The following is a 15,361-nucleotide window of genomic DNA, read 5'->3' as shown; positions in this document are numbered from 1 at the left end:
TTACGCGAGTGCGTACATGCTGCTTGACGTGCATGGTCATGGTTTTGGGCAATACCGGGGAGATGTGACCGGCTAGGCCGCATCCGGTTCGTCGGGCCGTCGAGAGGCGTGCCGGAACTGCTCGATGATTTCCCTTAGCCGGTCTGTCGCGCGGGCAAGGCTGGCCGCAGATTCGCGGTGGACCCGGTGGTTCCGGAGGTTTCGCGGAGGAAAGGTCGAAGTTGTCGCGGATGAGGTTCTCGAGTTCGCTCCAATAGTGGAGGAAGCGTCCGCTTCGCGGTGCACGTCGTCGCGTTCCGGCGCGCGCTGAGAGTCAAGGCGATCGGCCCTCTCCTGCACGGAACGACAGAGTTCGTAGTTCCGCGAGCACAGCGTCGATGACTTGTTCGGCGAGCGGACGCGCTTCCAGATCGCCATGGAGGACTTCAAGATACGGTGCGAGCTGCGCGGGGCCGTCGAGACGGAGATCTTTCATGAAGGCGACGGTTCCTCCTCGTCCGGCTCGATCCTGGCGAGCAGGTAGGCGGCGAGCTCGTAGCGGGAACTGTCCGCCGCTGTCGGCCGCTCGGAGTTTCCCGTCCGTTGCAGGGTTTCCAGCGCGATCTCGCCTGCGATGACCAATGCCGTTGAGCTGGTCGAGAATGGCGTACTCGTCGTCGGAGAGCTCTCCCTCGAGCGGTTTGTACTCGAGGTCGTGCTCCACCTCGGACCACGCGTGCATCAGCACGGACGCGACTTGGATCTCGACCTTGGCCGTGGCGCAGCGTTGGTCTGCCGTGCGGAATACCCGGAGAACCGCCGTTTTCTTTTGTGCTTGGAGGTTCTGAGGGAACTCTGGTCGTAGAAGTCGTACTCCTTCACCTAACGCCTGATGAAGGCGTCAACGACGTCGTCGGCCAAGCCCTTCGCTTGCTGTCCTTCGTTGATCGTTCTTCCGCCGCTAAGTGCTACACACGACGGCAAGGCATGCCCTGCCCCGGAAAGACTCTTCATCCAGGCTCGGTGGTGCAGTCCTGGAGATTCGCGAGTTCGGCATGGACTCGTCTCCTGTCACACAGCCGGGATCATCATTGCGACTGTGGGGGCGGAAACCTCGGCAACGAACGCGTGCGTGATTGGGTGCCGGGGCTGGGGATTATCCACCGCAGGAGCGAGACTTGGGTGCGAGGGTGTCGTGCTGGGCACTGCTATCCGGCGCCGCGTGCATGTTCACTCCGCCTTTCGTGCGGTGTCTTCCTCGCGGGGTGGGCGTCCCTGCGTTCGAGGGCTCGGTGCAGGGCCTCGACTCCGTGGGCGTAGCCGTGGATCCCGGTGCCGATGATGACGGCTTCGGCGATGTCGGAAACGTAGGAGTGGTGCCGGAACGGCTCGCGCCGGTGGATGTTGGTGAGGTGCACTTCGGCGATGAGCAGTTCAGAGGCCAGGAGCGCGTCGCCCAGGGCGATGGAGGTGGCCTGGGTTGATGACGACGCCGTCGGTGTCGCCGCGGGCTTCGTGGAGCCGGTCGATCAGCGCGCCTTCCCAGTTGCTTTGCCGGCAGGCGGTTTCGTAGCCGAGGTCTTTGGCGCGGTCGGCGGCGAGTTGTTCGGCGTCGGCCAGCGTGTGCGTGCCGTAGAGGTCGGGTTCGCGGGAGCCGAGGAGGTTCAGGTTGGGGCCGTTGAGGATCAGCAGGCGGTTGTGTCGCAACGGGAACTCCTGAGCGGGCGGCGGTTCGGCCGCCCGCCCGTGTGGGTCAGGCGGTGACGGTGTGCTCGTCGCTGGCGGGGCGGACGGCGGGGCGGCCCAGCTCGGACAGCGGCGTGCGGTAGGTCTCGCGCATGGTCAGCACGGCGAGCGCGGAGACGACGCAGGCGGCGGTGGTCAGCGCGGCGACGGGCATCCAGTTCGCGAGGCTGGGGCCGGCGAGGGCGGCGGCGACCGAGGGCGCGAATCCGCCGAGCGCGAAGCCGAATTGCGTGCCGACCGCGACGCCGGACATCCGGACCCGGGTGCCGAACTGCTCGGTCCACAGTGCGTATCCCACGCCGCCGTAGGCGCTGTACACGATGCCGGACAACAGGATTCCGACGACGAAGACGAAGACGAGGTTGTCCTGGCTGACCGCCCAGATGAACGGCCAGATCAGCACGGCCACTCCGAGGGAGCCGAAGAGGAACACAGGTTTGCGGCCGAACCGGTCTCCCGCTTTGCCGAACAGCGGGATCGCCACGAGCGCGACGATGTTCCCGGTCATGATCATCCACAGCAGCGCGGTGCGGGACATGCCGATGGTGGTGGCCCCGTAGGTCAGCGAGTAGATGGTGACGATGGTGCTGGACACCGACACCAGCGCGCTGAACACGATTTTGAGCACGTCGGGCGTGTGGTGGCGCAGCAGCACGGCGAGCGGGGCCTTGGCCGCGGTGCGGCGCTGCTGCGCGGCTTCGAACTCCGGGCTTTCTTGCAGGGACCGCCGGATCCACCAGCCCGCCACGGTCACCGCGGCGCTGAGCAGGAACGGGATCCGCCAGCCCCAGGAAAGCAGTTCCGCGCTCGGCAGCGCCGAGATCGGCAGGAACACCGCGGTGGCCAGGATCAGCCCGAACTGTGTTCCGGCGAGGGTGAAACTGGTGAAATAGGCGCGTTTGCCGGGCGGGGCGTGCTCGAGGGTCGTGGAACCGGCGCTCGACTGTTCTCCGGCGACCACGAGGCCCTGGACCAGCCGCAGCACCAGCAGCAGGACCGGCGCGGCGAATCCGATCGAGGAGTATCCGGGCAGGACGCCGATGAGGAAGGTCGCCGCGCCCATCCCGGACAGGGTCAGCAGCAGCACGCGTTTCCGGCCGATCGTGTCGCCGAGGTGCCCGAAGAGGAACGAGCCGACCGGGCGGGCGACGTAGGCGACGCCGAAGGTGGCGAGCGAGGCGACGGTCGCGGCGGCGGCGTTGCCGTGCGGGAAGAAGACTTTCGGGAAGATCAATGCCGCGGCGGTGCCGTAGATGAAGAAGTCGTAGTACTCGAGGGCGCTGCCGATCCAGGAGGACACGGCGGCTTTGCGCGGGGTGCGGCTGGGGGTGTCCGGCGTGGCCGGATCCGGGCGCAGGACGGCGTCGTCCACGTCTGCCTCCTTGGCGGCCGCGCGGCGGCCGGGGGTTCGTCCAGCCGGAATGTACCGGCTGTTTATGTACCGGATGGTGAGTTAGCGAACCCCGCAGTGTCAAGACCCGGTGGCGGATCCGGCGCGGCTCAGGCCCGGCCGACGTGCGCGGTGAGGTACTCCAGGACCAGGTCGCCCAGCATCCGCCGGTAGTGCTCGCGGCGGGCCGGGTCCAGCAGGTCGCGGTCGAAGATGGCCTGGAAGGTGTGCTGGTTGGCGGTCCGGAACACGCAGAACGCGCTGATCACCATGTGCACGTCGAGCGCGTCGACGTCGTCGCGGAACAGCCCGGCCGCGCGCCCTCGGCCGAGGATGCCGCCGAGCACGTCGACGGCGGGCGCGGCGAGCCCGGGCAGGATGGGCGAGGTCCGCAAGTGTTCGGCGTGGTGGATGTTCTCGATGCCGACGAGCCGGATGAACGCGGGATGCGATTCGTGGTGGTCGAAGGTCAGTTCGGCGAGCGCGCGCATGGCGCGGGCCGGGTCGAGATGGTCGACGTCCAGTTGCTGTTCCAGTGCGCGGATGCCCTGGTAGGCGTGCTCGAGGGCGGCCACGTAGAGGCCTTCCTTGCTGCCGAAGTAGTAGTAGATCATCCGCTTGGTGGTGCGGGTGCGGGCGGCGATCTCGTCGACGCGCGCGCCGTCGTACCCGCGGTCGGCGAACTCCCCGGTGGCGATGTCGAGGATCTCCGCGCGGGTGCGTTCGGCGTCGCGCTGCCGTTCCGCGGGCTCGGCGGGCCCGTCCGGCCGAGCGGGGACCGGGCCGTCCTGGGCTGCTGTGCTCACGTCGCCGAGGATATCCGGCGGACGGCTTCCCTTCCGCGCTCCGACACGGTACAAGTAACTAACTAGTACATACATTGGAGGCGAGAGAGTTCCATGCCGCAGGACCGCACCACGCGCCCGGCGCCGGGCCCCGGCCGGCTGCTGACCGGCCTCATCGGGGCGGGGATCGGCCCCTCCCTTTCGCCCGCGCTGCACGAACGCGAGGCCCGCGAACTCGGGCTCGACTGCGCCTACGCCCGGTTCGACCTCGATGCGCTGGGGATCGCGCCGGAGGGCGTCGGCGACCTGCTCGCCCGAGCCGCGGCGGAGGGCCGGGCGGGGGTCAACGTCACCCACCCCGCCAAGCAGGCCGTCCTGCGGCATCTCGACGAGCTTTCCCCCGACGCGGCCGCGATCGGCGCGGTGAACACCGTGGTCTTCTCCGGCGGCCGGGCGATCGGGCACAACACCGACTGGTCCGGGTTCCGCGACGGTTTCCTCTCCGGGCTGCCCGGCGCGCCGCTGGACCACGTCGTGCTGCTCGGCGCGGGCGGAGCGGGGGCGGCCGCGGCGCACGCGCTGCTGAGCCTCGGCGCCGGTTCGCTCGCGGTGCTCGACGTCGACGCCGGCCGGGCCGAGCGCCTCGCGGACGACCTCGCGGCGCGATTCGGCTCCGGCAAGGCGATCGGCGCGCCGGCCAGCGCGCTGGAGCGAATGCTGATCTCCGCTGACGGGCTGGTGCACGCGACCCCGGTCGGCATGGCCGAGCATCCGGGACTGCCAGTGCCGGTCTCGGTGCTGTGCCCGCCCCTGTGGGTGGCCGAGATCGTTTACCGGCCGCTGGAAACGGCTCTGCTGCGGGCGGCGCGCGCACGCGGCTGCCGCACACTCGACGGCGGGCGGATGGCGGTGCACCAGGCGGCGGAAGCACTGCGGTTGTTCAGCGGACGGGAACCCGACCCGGCCCGGATGCTGCGGCATCTGGCCGAACTGGTCGGCGGCGAGGGAGGTGCCGGCCGTGTCGCGTGAGTTCCGGACCGGTATCGCCACCGTGTGCCTTTCCGGTGCGCTGGAAGACAAACTCGCCGCCGCGGCGTCCGCCGGGTTCGACGGCGTCGAGATCTTCGAACCCGACCTGGTGGCGTCTCCGCTGCCGCCGGGAGAAGTGCGGCTGCGCTGCGCCGATCTTGGCCTGTCGGTCGACCTGTACCAACCGTTCCGCGACTTGGATTCGTCCGTGCCGGACCGGTTCGCGGCGAGCCTGCGGCGGGCGGAGCGCAAGTTCGACGTGATGGAGGAGCTGGGCGCGGACACCGTGCTGGTGTGCTCGTCGGTCGCCGACGACGCGGTCGAAGACCTCGATCTGCTGGCTGAACAGCTGCACGCGCTGGCCGAACGCGCTGGCGCGCGCGGGCTGCGGATCGCGTACGAGGCGCTGGCCTGGGGCAGGCACGTGAACACTTACGACCGCTCGTGGGAGGCCGTTCGGCGTGCTGACCACCCCGCGCTGGGGTTGTGCCTGGACAGTTTCCACATCCTGTCGCGCGGCTCGGATCCCGCGGGAATTGCTGGTATTCCCGGCGAAAAGCTGTTCTTCCTCCAGCTCGCCGACGCGCCGCACCTGTCGATGGACGTCCTGCAATGGAGCAGGCATCACCGGTTGTTCCCAGGCCAGGGCGCGTTCGACCTGCCGGGCTTCCTGGCTCCGGTGCTGGCCGCCGGGTACTCGGGCCCGCTGTCGCTGGAGGTGTTCAACGACGTGTTCCGGCAGGCAGATCCGGCCCGGGCGGCCGTGGACGCGCATCGTTCGCTGCTCGCGCTGGCCGAGGCGACCGTGCCGACGGCCGCTGGCCCGCCAGCCCCGGCAGTGCGCGGGCACGCGTTCGTCGAACTGTCCGCCGACGACAGCTTGAGCCCAGTCCTGGCCGCGCTCGGCTTCGCGCGCACCGGGCGGCATCGGACGAAGCCGGTCGAGCGGTGGGAACAGGGCGGCGCCCGGATTCTCGTGAACCGGTCCGGTTCCCCGGTCGCGATCGGCGCGTTGGCCGTCGAATCCGCCGATCCGCCCGAAGCCGCGCGCCGCGCGACGTGGCTGGACGCCACGCGGCTGCCGCGGGAACGAGGCCCGGCGGAAGCGGACCTGGCCGCGGTGACCGCACCGGACGGGACCGCGTTGTTCTTCTGCCGCACCGGATCCGAAGAGGACTGGACCGGCGACTTCGTCCCGACCGGCGAAACCGCCCTGAGCATCGGCGTGACCGCGATCGACCACATCGGACTGGCGCAGCCGTTCGACCACTTCGACGAGGCGGTGTTGTTCTACCGCGGCGTGCTCGGCCTGGAACCTGCCGCGGACGGCGAATTCGCCGCGCCGTTCGGCTTGGTCCGCAGCCGGGCCGTCGCGGACGCTGAACGCCGCGTCCGGCTCGCGCTGACCGTGTCGCTGCTGCGGCGCGGCGAGTGGGCGCCAGGGGTGTCCGAACCGCAGTACGTGGCCTTGGCAGTGGACGATGTCGTCGGCGCCGCCCGCGCCGCGCGTGCCGCTGGCGCGCCGCTGCTGGCGATCCCGGACAACTACTACGCCGATCTGGACGCTCGGCTGGCGCTGCCCGCGGAGCGGATCGCCGAGTACCGCGAACTCGGCGTGCTGCACGAGGAAAGCCCGGACGGGGCGTACCTGCAGGTGTGCACGGAAGTCCTCGGCGGCCGGGTATTCCTCGCACTGGTCCAGCGGGTAGGGGAGTACGACGGGTACGGCTGGACGGACGCTCCGGTCCGGATGGCGGCGCACCGGCGCCGACGGCTGGTGCGGGAGCGCGCGCACGCTTGACCCGATCGCCGGTGCCTGCTCGCGGGTGCAGGGGCACCACGGCGTGGTTAAGTCAGCTGATTGACTTAAAGTCTTGGGTTGGCCATGATCGTGGCGGTTGCCGGTTGTGAGCAGCCGTTCACGCGGCGGTCGTTGACCAGGACGTCGCAGGCGTCGGTGTCGCACCCCTTTTTCGTGCCGTGACTGTTCGGCGGGTTCCGTTGACAGTCAAGGAGACTCGGCTGCTGCTGACATCTGGGGCGGCCGCGGCTGATTGCGCGCCAAGCAGAACCGGGCCCGCAACGGCCACCGCTCCGCCGAGCGCGGTGGCCGCTACGAAGGTGCGCCGGGTGACGGCGGTTGGCGTGTCTTCGTCGGCGGAAGGCGCGGGGTCTTCCATGGACATGGCGGTTCTCCTCGACAGGTAGGTGCGGGCGGGTTACGCGTGAACGTGCTCGCTCGGTTCGGATCGGCTGTCCGGATCCGGGGAGGCCGGGATGCCTCGGCGTGCCGTGGTCGCGGCCAGCAGTCCGATCGGCAGCAGCGCGGACCCGGTGATCACCGCACCGAGCGCGGCGGGCCCGATCAGTCCCCACGAGGTCGACAGCGTGGCACCGGCGAGTGCGGCTCCGACGGCGGTGCCCAGGTTGAACGCGGCGGTGGCCAGAGACGAGGCCAGCGTCGAGCCGTTGCCGGCCTGGCGCAGCGTCTGCGCGATCAGCACCGGGTTGGCGCCAAGGCCGGTCGCGCCGAGCAGAACGACCAGCGCGACCACGATCGTGGAGTGGCTGGCGGTCAAGGCCAGAGTGAGCAATGCGACGGAGGTGAGAGCGAATGCCCCGGCCACAGTCGTGAAGGGTCGCTGTTCGCCGAGGCGGCCGCCGAGCATCGTGCCGCCCAGCGCGCCGATTCCGAAGCCGACCAGCACCAAAGGCACCAGAGCGGCGGGGATGCCGGCCCGCTCGGTCAACAGCGGGCTGAGGTAGCTGTACGCGCCCAGGAATCCAGCCTGGGCAAGCGTGATGGCGCCGAGCACGAGCCAGAGCCGCCAGGGCCGCAGCGTGGTGAGTTCCCTGCGCACCGAGACGTCCGCGCCGTGCGTGCCGAGCTTGCGCGGCATGAAGCGCAGCAGCGGCACGATGGCCAGCAGCGCGAGTCCGGCCAGCAGCCAGAAAGGGCCCCGCCAACCGGTGAACTGGCCGACGAAGGTGCCGAGCGGAACGCCGGCGATCACCGCCAGGCTCAGCCCGCCCGACATGACCGACAGCGCGCGAGTGCTCGCTCCCGGCCCGGCGATCGTGGTGGCGACCACGGCGCCGACCGCCCAGAAGGTCCCGGTTGCCAGCGCGGTGATGACGCGGGACACGGTCACTACCGCGAACGAGTCGCTCAACGCGGCGACGACATGCCCGACGGCGAAGACGACCAGCGAGAGAACCAGCGTGGCGCGCTGCGGCAGCCGCAGCGTGGCCAGCGCCATGACCGGCGGCCCGATGATCATTCCGGCCGCGAAGGCGGACACCAGGAGCCCGGCCCGGGCGACGTTCACGCCCAGGTCCGCGGCCGCCTCCGGCAGCAATCCCGCGATCATGAACTCGGTGGTGCCCATCAGGAAGATGCCTGCCGCGATCACGTAGACCAGGGTCGGCGTGCGCGTCCCGGCGGGCCGCGATGTACTCAACGTCTTTCGTCCTTCCGAGTGTCCGTTCGGGTTCCCGGTGCGGTTCCCGATGTCCGGTTCCCAGGGAACCCCGTGCGGAGCGCGCGTGGGAGGCGAAGATCAGAGGGGTGCTGCCAGCACCCCTCTCGCAGCGCCTGGCAGCGCGGCTTCGCGTGTCGTAGCGTCGGCGGCATGGGCAAGCAAAGCCATGCGGAGATCGGCGAGTTCCTGGCCTCGCGGCGCGCGAAGATCACACCTGAGCAGGTCGGCCTTCCCGTTTACGACGCCGCCAAGCGGCGCGTGCCCGGGCTTCGCCGCCAGGAAGTCGCGACGCTGGCCGGACTCTCGGTCGACTACTACACGCAGATCGAGCGCGGGAAAGTCAACTCGGTCTCGGAGAGCGTGCTCGACGCCATCGCCCGCGCGCTGCAGCTCGACGACGCGGAACGGTCTCATCTCTTCGACCTGCACCGGCACGCGACCATGAGCCCGCAGCGAGCTCGGCCGCGCCGGACCAAAACCACGCGCCCGATGCTGCAGCGGATGCTCGATTCCATGACCGTGCCCGCGTTCGTGCGCAACGCGCGCCACGATTTCGTCTGCGGCAACACACTGGCGTACGCGTTCTATTCTCCGCTCTATCCGGACGAACGGCATCCCGATCCGCGGCATCCGGTCAATTTCGTGCGGTTCTGCTTCCTGGATCCGCGCGCACGCGATTTCTACCCGGACTGGGACGGCATGGCCGACAGCGCGGTGAACTTGCTGCGCACCGACGCCGGACGCGACCCGTACGATCGGGAGATCTCCGACCTGGTGGGGGAGCTGTCCACCCGCAGCGAGGAATTCCGGGTGCGCTGGGCCAAACACAACGTCCGCCTGCACTACACCGGGACAAAGACCTTCCACCATCCCGTGGTCGGCGACATCGCCGTCGGCTACGAGACGATGCCGTTGCCCGCGGACCCGGGCTTGGTGCTGACGGTCTACAGCCCGGAGCCCGGCACTCCCTCCGCGGACGCGATGACGCTTCTCGCCGCCTGGGCGGCGACCAACCTCGCCGGTTCGGACGAGATGCCTGCCGAGTCCGGAGAATCGCATCCGCGGATCTGAGCCTGTGCTGCTCCCCGGTCGCGCTGGGCGCGGAAGCCGAGTAATTCCGAGTCTGTTTCTGTTTGCCTGAAAGACGAATACCGCTCGCAACCTAGGAGACATCATGTCCACGTTCGCCCTCGTCGGTGCCGGCCCCGGGCTGGGACTGGCGACCGCGCGGCGTTTCGGATCCGCTGGCCACTCGGTCGCGGCTCCCTGGCTTCGGCGCTGGAGACTGCTTCCGACGAGTTCGGACCCATCGAGATTCTCCAGTACAGCCCGGTGCCCCGAGCGGACTTCATGAAGCCGGTTCTCAGTACGAACGCAGACGACCTCACCGCGCCGCTGGACTTCTCAGTCATGGGTCCGGTCACGAGCGTCAACGCGGTGCTGCCCGTTATGCGAGAGCTGGGTCGCGGCACTCTGTTGTTCGTCAACGGGGGAAGCGCGGTACGCCCGCACCCGGACCGCGGGCACCTCCATCGCCTTCGCCGCGGAGAGCGCGTATGCCCGGATGCTGCACGATTCGCTCGCGCCGGAGAACATCCATGTCGCTCAGCTGATCATTCCCGGGGCAATCCGGCCCGATGCTGAGCACAGCAACCCGGAAAGCCTGGCCGAGCGCCTGTTCGGCATCCACCGGCAGCGCGATGCCTTTCGCTGCTTCGCCGAACCCATGCCCGATTGACCGGAAGCACCGATGACTCTCGCCCGCGCCGTCCCGGCAGCGGCTTTGCTGATCACCGCAACCGCTTGTGCGGACAGCTCGTCTTCGCCTTCGCCGCCGCCTGCGGTGTCGTCGTCCGCAACTTCCACGACCGGAGGTTCCGCCGCTATGAGCATCCGCCTCGCCGTCGACGGCACCGTCGTGAACGCGACGTTGAACGGCAGTGCCGCAGCCCGCGATTTCGTCTCCTTGCTGCCGCTCAATCTTGAACTGAGCGATTTCCACGAGACCGAGCGGATCTCCGGCCTGCCTCGCCGGCTGGACACCGCAGGTGCTCCGGAGAGCGCTGAACCCAAGATCGGCGATCTGGCTTACTACGCACCGTGGGGCAACCTCGCGACCTACTACCGCGGCGCACCTCGCGCCAACGGCCTGGTGCTCCTGGGCAGTCTGGCGGCCGGCGGTGCCGCGCGGCTCGCCAAGGCCGACCGCGTGACGATCGAACCCGCCTCCTGACAGGCGAATGGAGAACTTTCGCATGAACCCGGTGTACGACTTCGCCGGCAAGGTTGCCCTCGTGACGGGCGCGGGCGCCGGAATGGGCCTCGCAACGGCCCGGGCGTTCGCACAGTCCGGCGCTGCTGTCGCCCTTACCGACGTCAACGAAGACGCCCTCAACGCAGCAGCGGACGAGCTCACCTCGGCTGGCCGCCGTGTGCTCGCGTTGACCTGCGACGTCAGCGACGAGAAGCAGGTCGCGGCCGCCGTAGACCGGACGGTCGACACTTTCGGGCGCCTCGACCTGGCTTACAACAACGCGGGCATCCAGATCCCGCCCGCAGACGCGGCCGACGAACCAGCAGCGCAGTTCGATCGGGTCAACGCGATCAACCTTCGCGGCGCGTGGGCCCGCATGAAGCACGAGCTGCGGCCGAGTACGTGCCGCGCGGCATCCGGATCAACGCCGTGTGCCCGGGAACAATCGACACCCCGATGGTCAGCGACATGATCGCCAAGGGGGAACTCGACCGGACCGAGGCCGAGAACAACCAGCCTGTCGGCCGGCTCGGCACTGCTGAGGAAATCGCCCAGGCCGTCCTGTGGCTGTGCGGCCCCGGGGCGGGCTTCGTGGTCGGCGTGGCGCTCCCGGTCGACGGCGGGTATGTCGCACGCTGACATCCGATCAGTCCACTGTGTACCGAAAGGCAGGCATGGCGCGCATTTTCCTCACCGGCTCCGCGGACGGCTTGGGCCGCGCGGCCGCGGAGAATCTGCTGAGCGAAGGACATGAAGTCGTCCTGCACGCGCGAAGCGTGACGCGGCTGTCCGCAGTGGACGCACTGTTGGACAGGGGAGCGGCGGCAGTCGTCGGCGACCTGGCCGATGCGGAGCAGACTCGAAGCGTTGCGGGCCAGGTGAACCGGATCGGCCGGATGGACGCGGTGATCCACAACGCCGGCGTCTGCTCCGGGCCGCCGGTGCTGCCGGTGAACGTCGTCGCGCCGTATCTGCTGACGGCGGTCATCCGGCGAGGCGGCATCGGCAATCGATGGCTTGCCCCATATCTCCACCGCAGTTTCTGGGCGACTGGTTGACCTCTATCCATATCGAGGTTTGAGAATAACGGTCATGACACTATGGATCTGTGACCGATGCGGCATCGAGCAGCCCGGTTCCCCGGAGCCCCCGCATTGCGTGATGGACCGCGGCGAGGTCGGCATCGAGGAGCGCGGGGATCTGGGCCCGCACTCCGGGAGCTGGCGCACTCACGAACAGCTTGCTGCCGAACCGCACGAGGTGCGGCAGCGGGACCACGGCCGCGGGGTGCGCAGCTTGCGGCGGGAACCGGTAGTGGGCATCGGGCAGTGGTCGTTCCTCGTGCAGACCGCGCGGGGGAACGTGCTCTGGGATCCGCCGACCTCCATCGAACCGGACACGCTCGCCGCGGTTCGGGCGCACGGCGAGGTCGTCCTGGTGGCGACCAGCCACCCGCACATGTTCGCCGCCCAGGTCAGCTGGAGCCACGCGTTCGGGCGGGTTCCGGTGCTGGTGAACGCCGCGGGCCGGGAATGGCTGGGCCGCGCCGATCCCGTGCTCGAGTTCTGGACGGAGCACGCCGAGCCGCTGCCTGGGGTCGAGCTGATCCAGGTCGGCGGCCATATGCCGGGCAGCGCGGTACTGCGCACCCCGGACGGCACGATCCTGTCCGGCGACACGATCAGCGGCGGCCTGGCACCGAACTGGGTGTCGTTCCAGCGCAATTTCCCGAAGCACATCCCGCTGTCCGCCGCGGTGGTCCGGCGGATCGCGGACCGGCTGGACGCCTGGTCCTATGACCGGTTGTACACGCTCGGCGGCGACACCGTCGACGCGGACGCCAAGGCCGTCGTGCATCGCTCCGCCGAGGCGCACATCCGTTGGGTCAGCGGCGAATTCGACCATTTGACCTGACCGGATTCCCTGGCTCGCCCAGGGGAATCGGCACACCTACCGGGTGCGGTCGTGGTGGGGTCGGAAGAAAGCAGGCCGCCGTCGGTGTTCGGGCAGGGGGTGGTTGAGGCGATGCGGCCGGGCCCTGGCGCTGCCTGTCGCGGTGATCGCGGTCGGTGCCGTCTCGTACCTTCAGGTCCGGCACCGCGAGACCGATCGGGTCCCAGTCGATCTCGGCACGCCCGCGGCCGGGTGAAGCACTCTGGTGCGCAGCGGGCGGTGAGCGGGAATCCGTGCCGATTCCATTCAAGCCGAGCTGCAGGCGCGGGACCCGGTCGCGAGCAGCGCTACGACGGGAAGGACGGCGACGACCCGGCGAAGGCCAGTGCCGAAGCGCGCAGGTCCATCGGGCGGATGCGGCACCGGCCAGCACCACCGGGACCGAGATCCTGAGATAGACCACCAGGAAGAAGCTGGACATTGTCCCGGCTCGCCGGTCCTCGGGGTGCGAGAGCCGACAGCGGCGACCGCACCGCGGAACGCCGCTCTCTGCCCGGCGTGGCTGCGTCAGCGTGTGCGCGACCGGGCCGAAGGTTGTCACTGAGCGCCGTCGAGCGTAGCGCGGGGAAGCCCGGGAGCGGGGCTGCCGCCGCTTCGGATCCGGGAAGCTCGCGATGCCGGTAATTGCTCATCGCTCAAATCGTCGTCACCCCACTGTGCTCCGGCGTTGGCTCAGCAATCCGCGATGCTGGCGGTTGCGGACGTCAGCGCGTCAGCGCCGCGACGAGTCCGGTCCAGCCCGGAGCTCCGATCCGGACGAACATGGGCGTCGTGTCCAGTGGGGTCGCGTAGCCGTGCAGCGTTCGGCCGCCTGGTTCGATTCGTTTGGTGCGGGGGTCGAACCACAGTCCGGCGGGCAGGACGACGTCTCGTGTGGTTCCTGCGGTGATCATCGGGGCCGCGAGCAGGGCGGGGCCTAGCAGCCACTCGTCGTCGATGGTGTCGAAGCGGTGGTCGGCGGGGAAGTCGAAGTACACCGGCCGCATGATGGGGGTGCCGTCGGCGATTGCTTGGCGCACTTGGGTTTTGAGGTAGTCAGCCAGCTTCGCGTGGGTCCGGACCGCGTCGGCGTAGAGCTTCGCTGTGTCGGGTGGGTAGGAGACTGGTTTGCCGGTCGTGGTGTCGATCGTGCGCACTGGAGAGGTGGAGGCGTACATCAGCGGCATCAGCGAAGCGGCTTGAGCCCAGCGCACGAGCACCTCGCGCGAGGGCGGCGGCATGCTGTTGGACCCGCCGATCATGTCCGTTTCCACGAAGGGGTAGCCGTCGGCCGAGATCGCCGAGGCGCGGCGCAGTGATGTGCGGAGGCCGTCCCACGTTGTGTCCGCGTCGACTGCGCGGGTTACGAAACCGTAGCGCTGATTGCCCCAGTGCGTGCGGATGCCCGCGCCCTGCTGGTCGAACGCGTCGGTCATGTCCGCGCCTAGCTTCTGGTAGTCCTGCGGGGTCAGGTTTCCGGTGGTGGCGCAGCGGTCGTCGAAGAAGCGGGTGTCGAATTTGAAGCCGTCGACGCCGTAGTCCGCCATCAGCTTTCGCAGGTTGCCGGCGTACCAGTCGCGTGCCTGCGGGTTGCCGAGGTCGATGATGCCCGCGGTGCCGTTCCACCACGTCACGGTGCACGGTTCGGTCGTGCTTCCCTTGGCGCGCACCAGATAACCGTGGTCGCGGGCGTAGGCGTAGTTCGCCGAGTCGAGGTTGATCCAGAACGTCGTCCACAGTCCGAACTTCTGGCCCATGGCGTGGACGTCGGCGGCCAGTTTCTTCGGGTCCGGGAAGGTCTTCGCGTCGAATGTCAGGTTGCCGTAGTTGGATTCCCATTTGTCGTCGAGCTGCACGGTGTGCCCGGCGACGCCCGCCGCTTTCAGTTCGCGTGCCCAGGCGAGAACCTTGTCCTGGTCGATGTTCCGGTAGTACTGCGCCCACGAATTCCACAGTGGACTCGCGAACTCGGTGCCGGTCGCGTCGCTCTTGGCGGGCTTGCCGACTTCGCCGAGGTAGTCGTCGTACACCGCGCGGCGGTTCGATTCCACGAAGATCGTGCTCGAATACTCCGCGGAATTCGTCACGGTCAGGTCGGCGCGCCCCTGTGCGAGCGCGACCTTCATCGGCTGCGCGGTGCGGACGAAGAGGCCGACCGACTTCGAGGTGAAGAAGTACGGCTCCTGCATCATGTAGCTGGCGGGGGAGAACCCCGGCTCGTCGACGGTGCCGGCGGAAAGCGGGTACGGCTGGGCCTTCCCCTCGCTGGTTTCCCCGCCGCCGTACCAATGTCCGGACGCCGCCAGATCGAAATGGGTCGCTCGCTGCCCGGCGGCGAGGCCGTCGACTGACCAGTTCAGCTCGAATCGGTCCGCTCGCGGCGTTACTCGCAGAGTCACCTGGCGGCCCGCGGTGCTGTCCGCCTTGGCGACGACGGTCTCGCCGTCCCGGGAGATCGACCGCACCCGGGTCGCCACGCCGCCGTCGAAGGTGAACGCGTCGGTCGCGGTGCGCAGCACCTGTTCGCCGCCGCGCGACACGGTGACGCCCAGCCGGGCGGTGTCGATGCGCAGCTGATAGCCGGGGGAATCGGGACCGCGCGGCACCGAGACCGACGAGAGCGGGTTCGCGGCGGCGGGAGCCGCGACGGAGCCGGTGAGGATCAGCGCGGCCGCCGCGGATGCCAGTCGTCGATGCACAGCGCCTCCGGAGTTGAGGGAAACTGCTCGATGTGCGGTCAGAAGGTGCAATAATAAGCACACAG

Annotated in this window: 12 protein-coding genes and 2 pseudogenes; 8 read left to right on the top strand and 6 right to left on the bottom strand. The window is 69.1% G+C overall.

Going from position 1 to position 15,361, the window contains the following annotated elements:
* Positions 1-313: 313 nt before the first annotated feature.
* The 4 genes and pseudogenes from ACZ7SW_RS30400 to ACZ7SW_RS30385 all read right to left on the bottom strand — a co-directional run bounded on the left by ACZ7SW_RS30400 (position 314) and on the right by ACZ7SW_RS30385 (position 3,921).
* A complete protein-coding gene (locus ACZ7SW_RS30400; protein ID WP_470233785.1) occupies positions 314-727 on the bottom strand; it encodes a hypothetical protein in 414 nt (137 codons plus the stop codon).
* A 460-nt stretch (positions 728-1,187) separates the two neighbouring features.
* Positions 1,188-1,686 (bottom strand): annotated as a pseudogene (locus ACZ7SW_RS30395) (type II 3-dehydroquinate dehydratase).
* 46 nt (positions 1,687-1,732) lie between these two features.
* Positions 1,733-3,097, bottom strand: a complete 1,365-nt coding sequence (locus ACZ7SW_RS30390; RefSeq protein WP_470233784.1) for an MFS transporter — start codon at positions 3,095-3,097, stop codon at positions 1,733-1,735.
* A gap of 128 nt (positions 3,098-3,225) precedes the next feature.
* Positions 3,226-3,921 carry a TetR/AcrR family transcriptional regulator gene (locus ACZ7SW_RS30385; RefSeq protein ID WP_470233783.1) on the bottom strand — a complete coding sequence of 232 codons (696 nt, stop codon included), beginning with the start codon at positions 3,919-3,921 and terminating at the stop codon, positions 3,226-3,228.
* A 93-nt stretch (positions 3,922-4,014) separates the two neighbouring features.
* Between ACZ7SW_RS30385 and ACZ7SW_RS30380 the strand changes: the two genes are divergently transcribed.
* A complete protein-coding gene (locus tag ACZ7SW_RS30380) occupies positions 4,015-4,929 on the top strand; it encodes a shikimate dehydrogenase (protein ID WP_470233782.1) in 915 nt (304 codons plus the stop codon).
* Entirely contained in the window at positions 4,919-6,730 is a 1,812-nt protein-coding gene (locus ACZ7SW_RS30375) for a TIM barrel protein (RefSeq protein ID WP_470233781.1), read from the top strand. Before ACZ7SW_RS30380 ends, ACZ7SW_RS30375 begins: the two co-directional genes overlap by 11 nt.
* A 418-nt stretch (positions 6,731-7,148) precedes the next feature.
* Here ACZ7SW_RS30375 and ACZ7SW_RS30370 read toward each other — a convergent pair whose 3' ends face one another.
* Complete coding sequence (locus ACZ7SW_RS30370) at positions 7,149-8,390, bottom strand: MFS transporter (RefSeq protein ID WP_470233780.1); 1,242 nt, start codon at positions 8,388-8,390, stop codon at positions 7,149-7,151.
* 171 nt (positions 8,391-8,561) lie between these two features.
* Here ACZ7SW_RS30370 and ACZ7SW_RS30365 point away from each other — a divergent pair, with 171 nt between their 5' ends.
* The 6 genes and pseudogenes from ACZ7SW_RS30365 to ACZ7SW_RS30340 all read left to right on the top strand — a co-directional run bounded on the left by ACZ7SW_RS30365 (position 8,562) and on the right by ACZ7SW_RS30340 (position 12,579).
* Entirely contained in the window at positions 8,562-9,482 is a 921-nt protein-coding gene (locus ACZ7SW_RS30365) for a helix-turn-helix transcriptional regulator (RefSeq protein ID WP_470233779.1), read from the top strand.
* A gap of 493 nt (positions 9,483-9,975) precedes the next feature.
* A complete protein-coding gene (locus ACZ7SW_RS30360; RefSeq protein ID WP_470233778.1) occupies positions 9,976-10,149 on the top strand; it encodes a hypothetical protein in 174 nt (57 codons plus the stop codon).
* Between the two features lie 147 nt (positions 10,150-10,296).
* Positions 10,297-10,644 carry a cyclophilin-like fold protein gene (locus tag ACZ7SW_RS30355; protein WP_470233777.1) on the top strand — a complete coding sequence of 116 codons (348 nt, stop codon included), beginning with the start codon at positions 10,297-10,299 and terminating at the stop codon, positions 10,642-10,644.
* 7 nt (positions 10,645-10,651) lie between these two features.
* Positions 10,652-11,304, top strand: a pseudogene (locus ACZ7SW_RS30350) (SDR family NAD(P)-dependent oxidoreductase).
* 35 nt (positions 11,305-11,339) lie between these two features.
* Positions 11,340-11,723 carry an SDR family NAD(P)-dependent oxidoreductase gene (locus ACZ7SW_RS30345; protein ID WP_470233776.1) on the top strand — a complete coding sequence of 128 codons (384 nt, stop codon included), beginning with the start codon at positions 11,340-11,342 and terminating at the stop codon, positions 11,721-11,723.
* 34 nt (positions 11,724-11,757) lie between these two features.
* Positions 11,758-12,579, top strand: coding sequence for an MBL fold metallo-hydrolase (locus ACZ7SW_RS30340; RefSeq protein WP_470233775.1), 822 nt, complete (start codon positions 11,758-11,760; stop codon positions 12,577-12,579).
* A 743-nt stretch (positions 12,580-13,322) separates the two neighbouring features.
* On the opposite strand, the gene ACZ7SW_RS30335 is transcribed toward ACZ7SW_RS30340, so the two are convergent.
* Positions 13,323-15,296, bottom strand: coding sequence for a TIM-barrel domain-containing protein (locus ACZ7SW_RS30335; protein WP_470233774.1), 1,974 nt, complete (start codon positions 15,294-15,296; stop codon positions 13,323-13,325).
* Positions 15,297-15,361: the final 65 nt, after the last annotated feature.

It is taken from the genome of Amycolatopsis sp. NPDC114484 (assembly GCF_055633755.1).
Note: the sequence above shows the minus strand (reverse complement) of the source record. Positions and strands in the feature narration are given on the sequence as shown.

Coding starts and splice junctions, on each gene's coding strand:
- ACZ7SW_RS30380 (WP_470233782.1), top strand. CDS start 4,015: ATGCCGCAGGACCGCACCACGCGCCCGGCGCCGGGCCCCGGCCGGCTG.
- ACZ7SW_RS30345 (WP_470233776.1), top strand. CDS start 11,340: ATGGCGCGCATTTTCCTCACCGGCTCCGCGGACGGCTTGGGCCGCGCG.
- ACZ7SW_RS30340 (WP_470233775.1), top strand. CDS start 11,758: ATGACACTATGGATCTGTGACCGATGCGGCATCGAGCAGCCCGGTTCC.
- ACZ7SW_RS30355 (WP_470233777.1), top strand. CDS start 10,297: ATGAGCATCCGCCTCGCCGTCGACGGCACCGTCGTGAACGCGACGTTG.
- ACZ7SW_RS30365 (WP_470233779.1), top strand. CDS start 8,562: ATGGGCAAGCAAAGCCATGCGGAGATCGGCGAGTTCCTGGCCTCGCGG.
- ACZ7SW_RS30360 (WP_470233778.1), top strand. CDS start 9,976: ATGCTGCACGATTCGCTCGCGCCGGAGAACATCCATGTCGCTCAGCTG.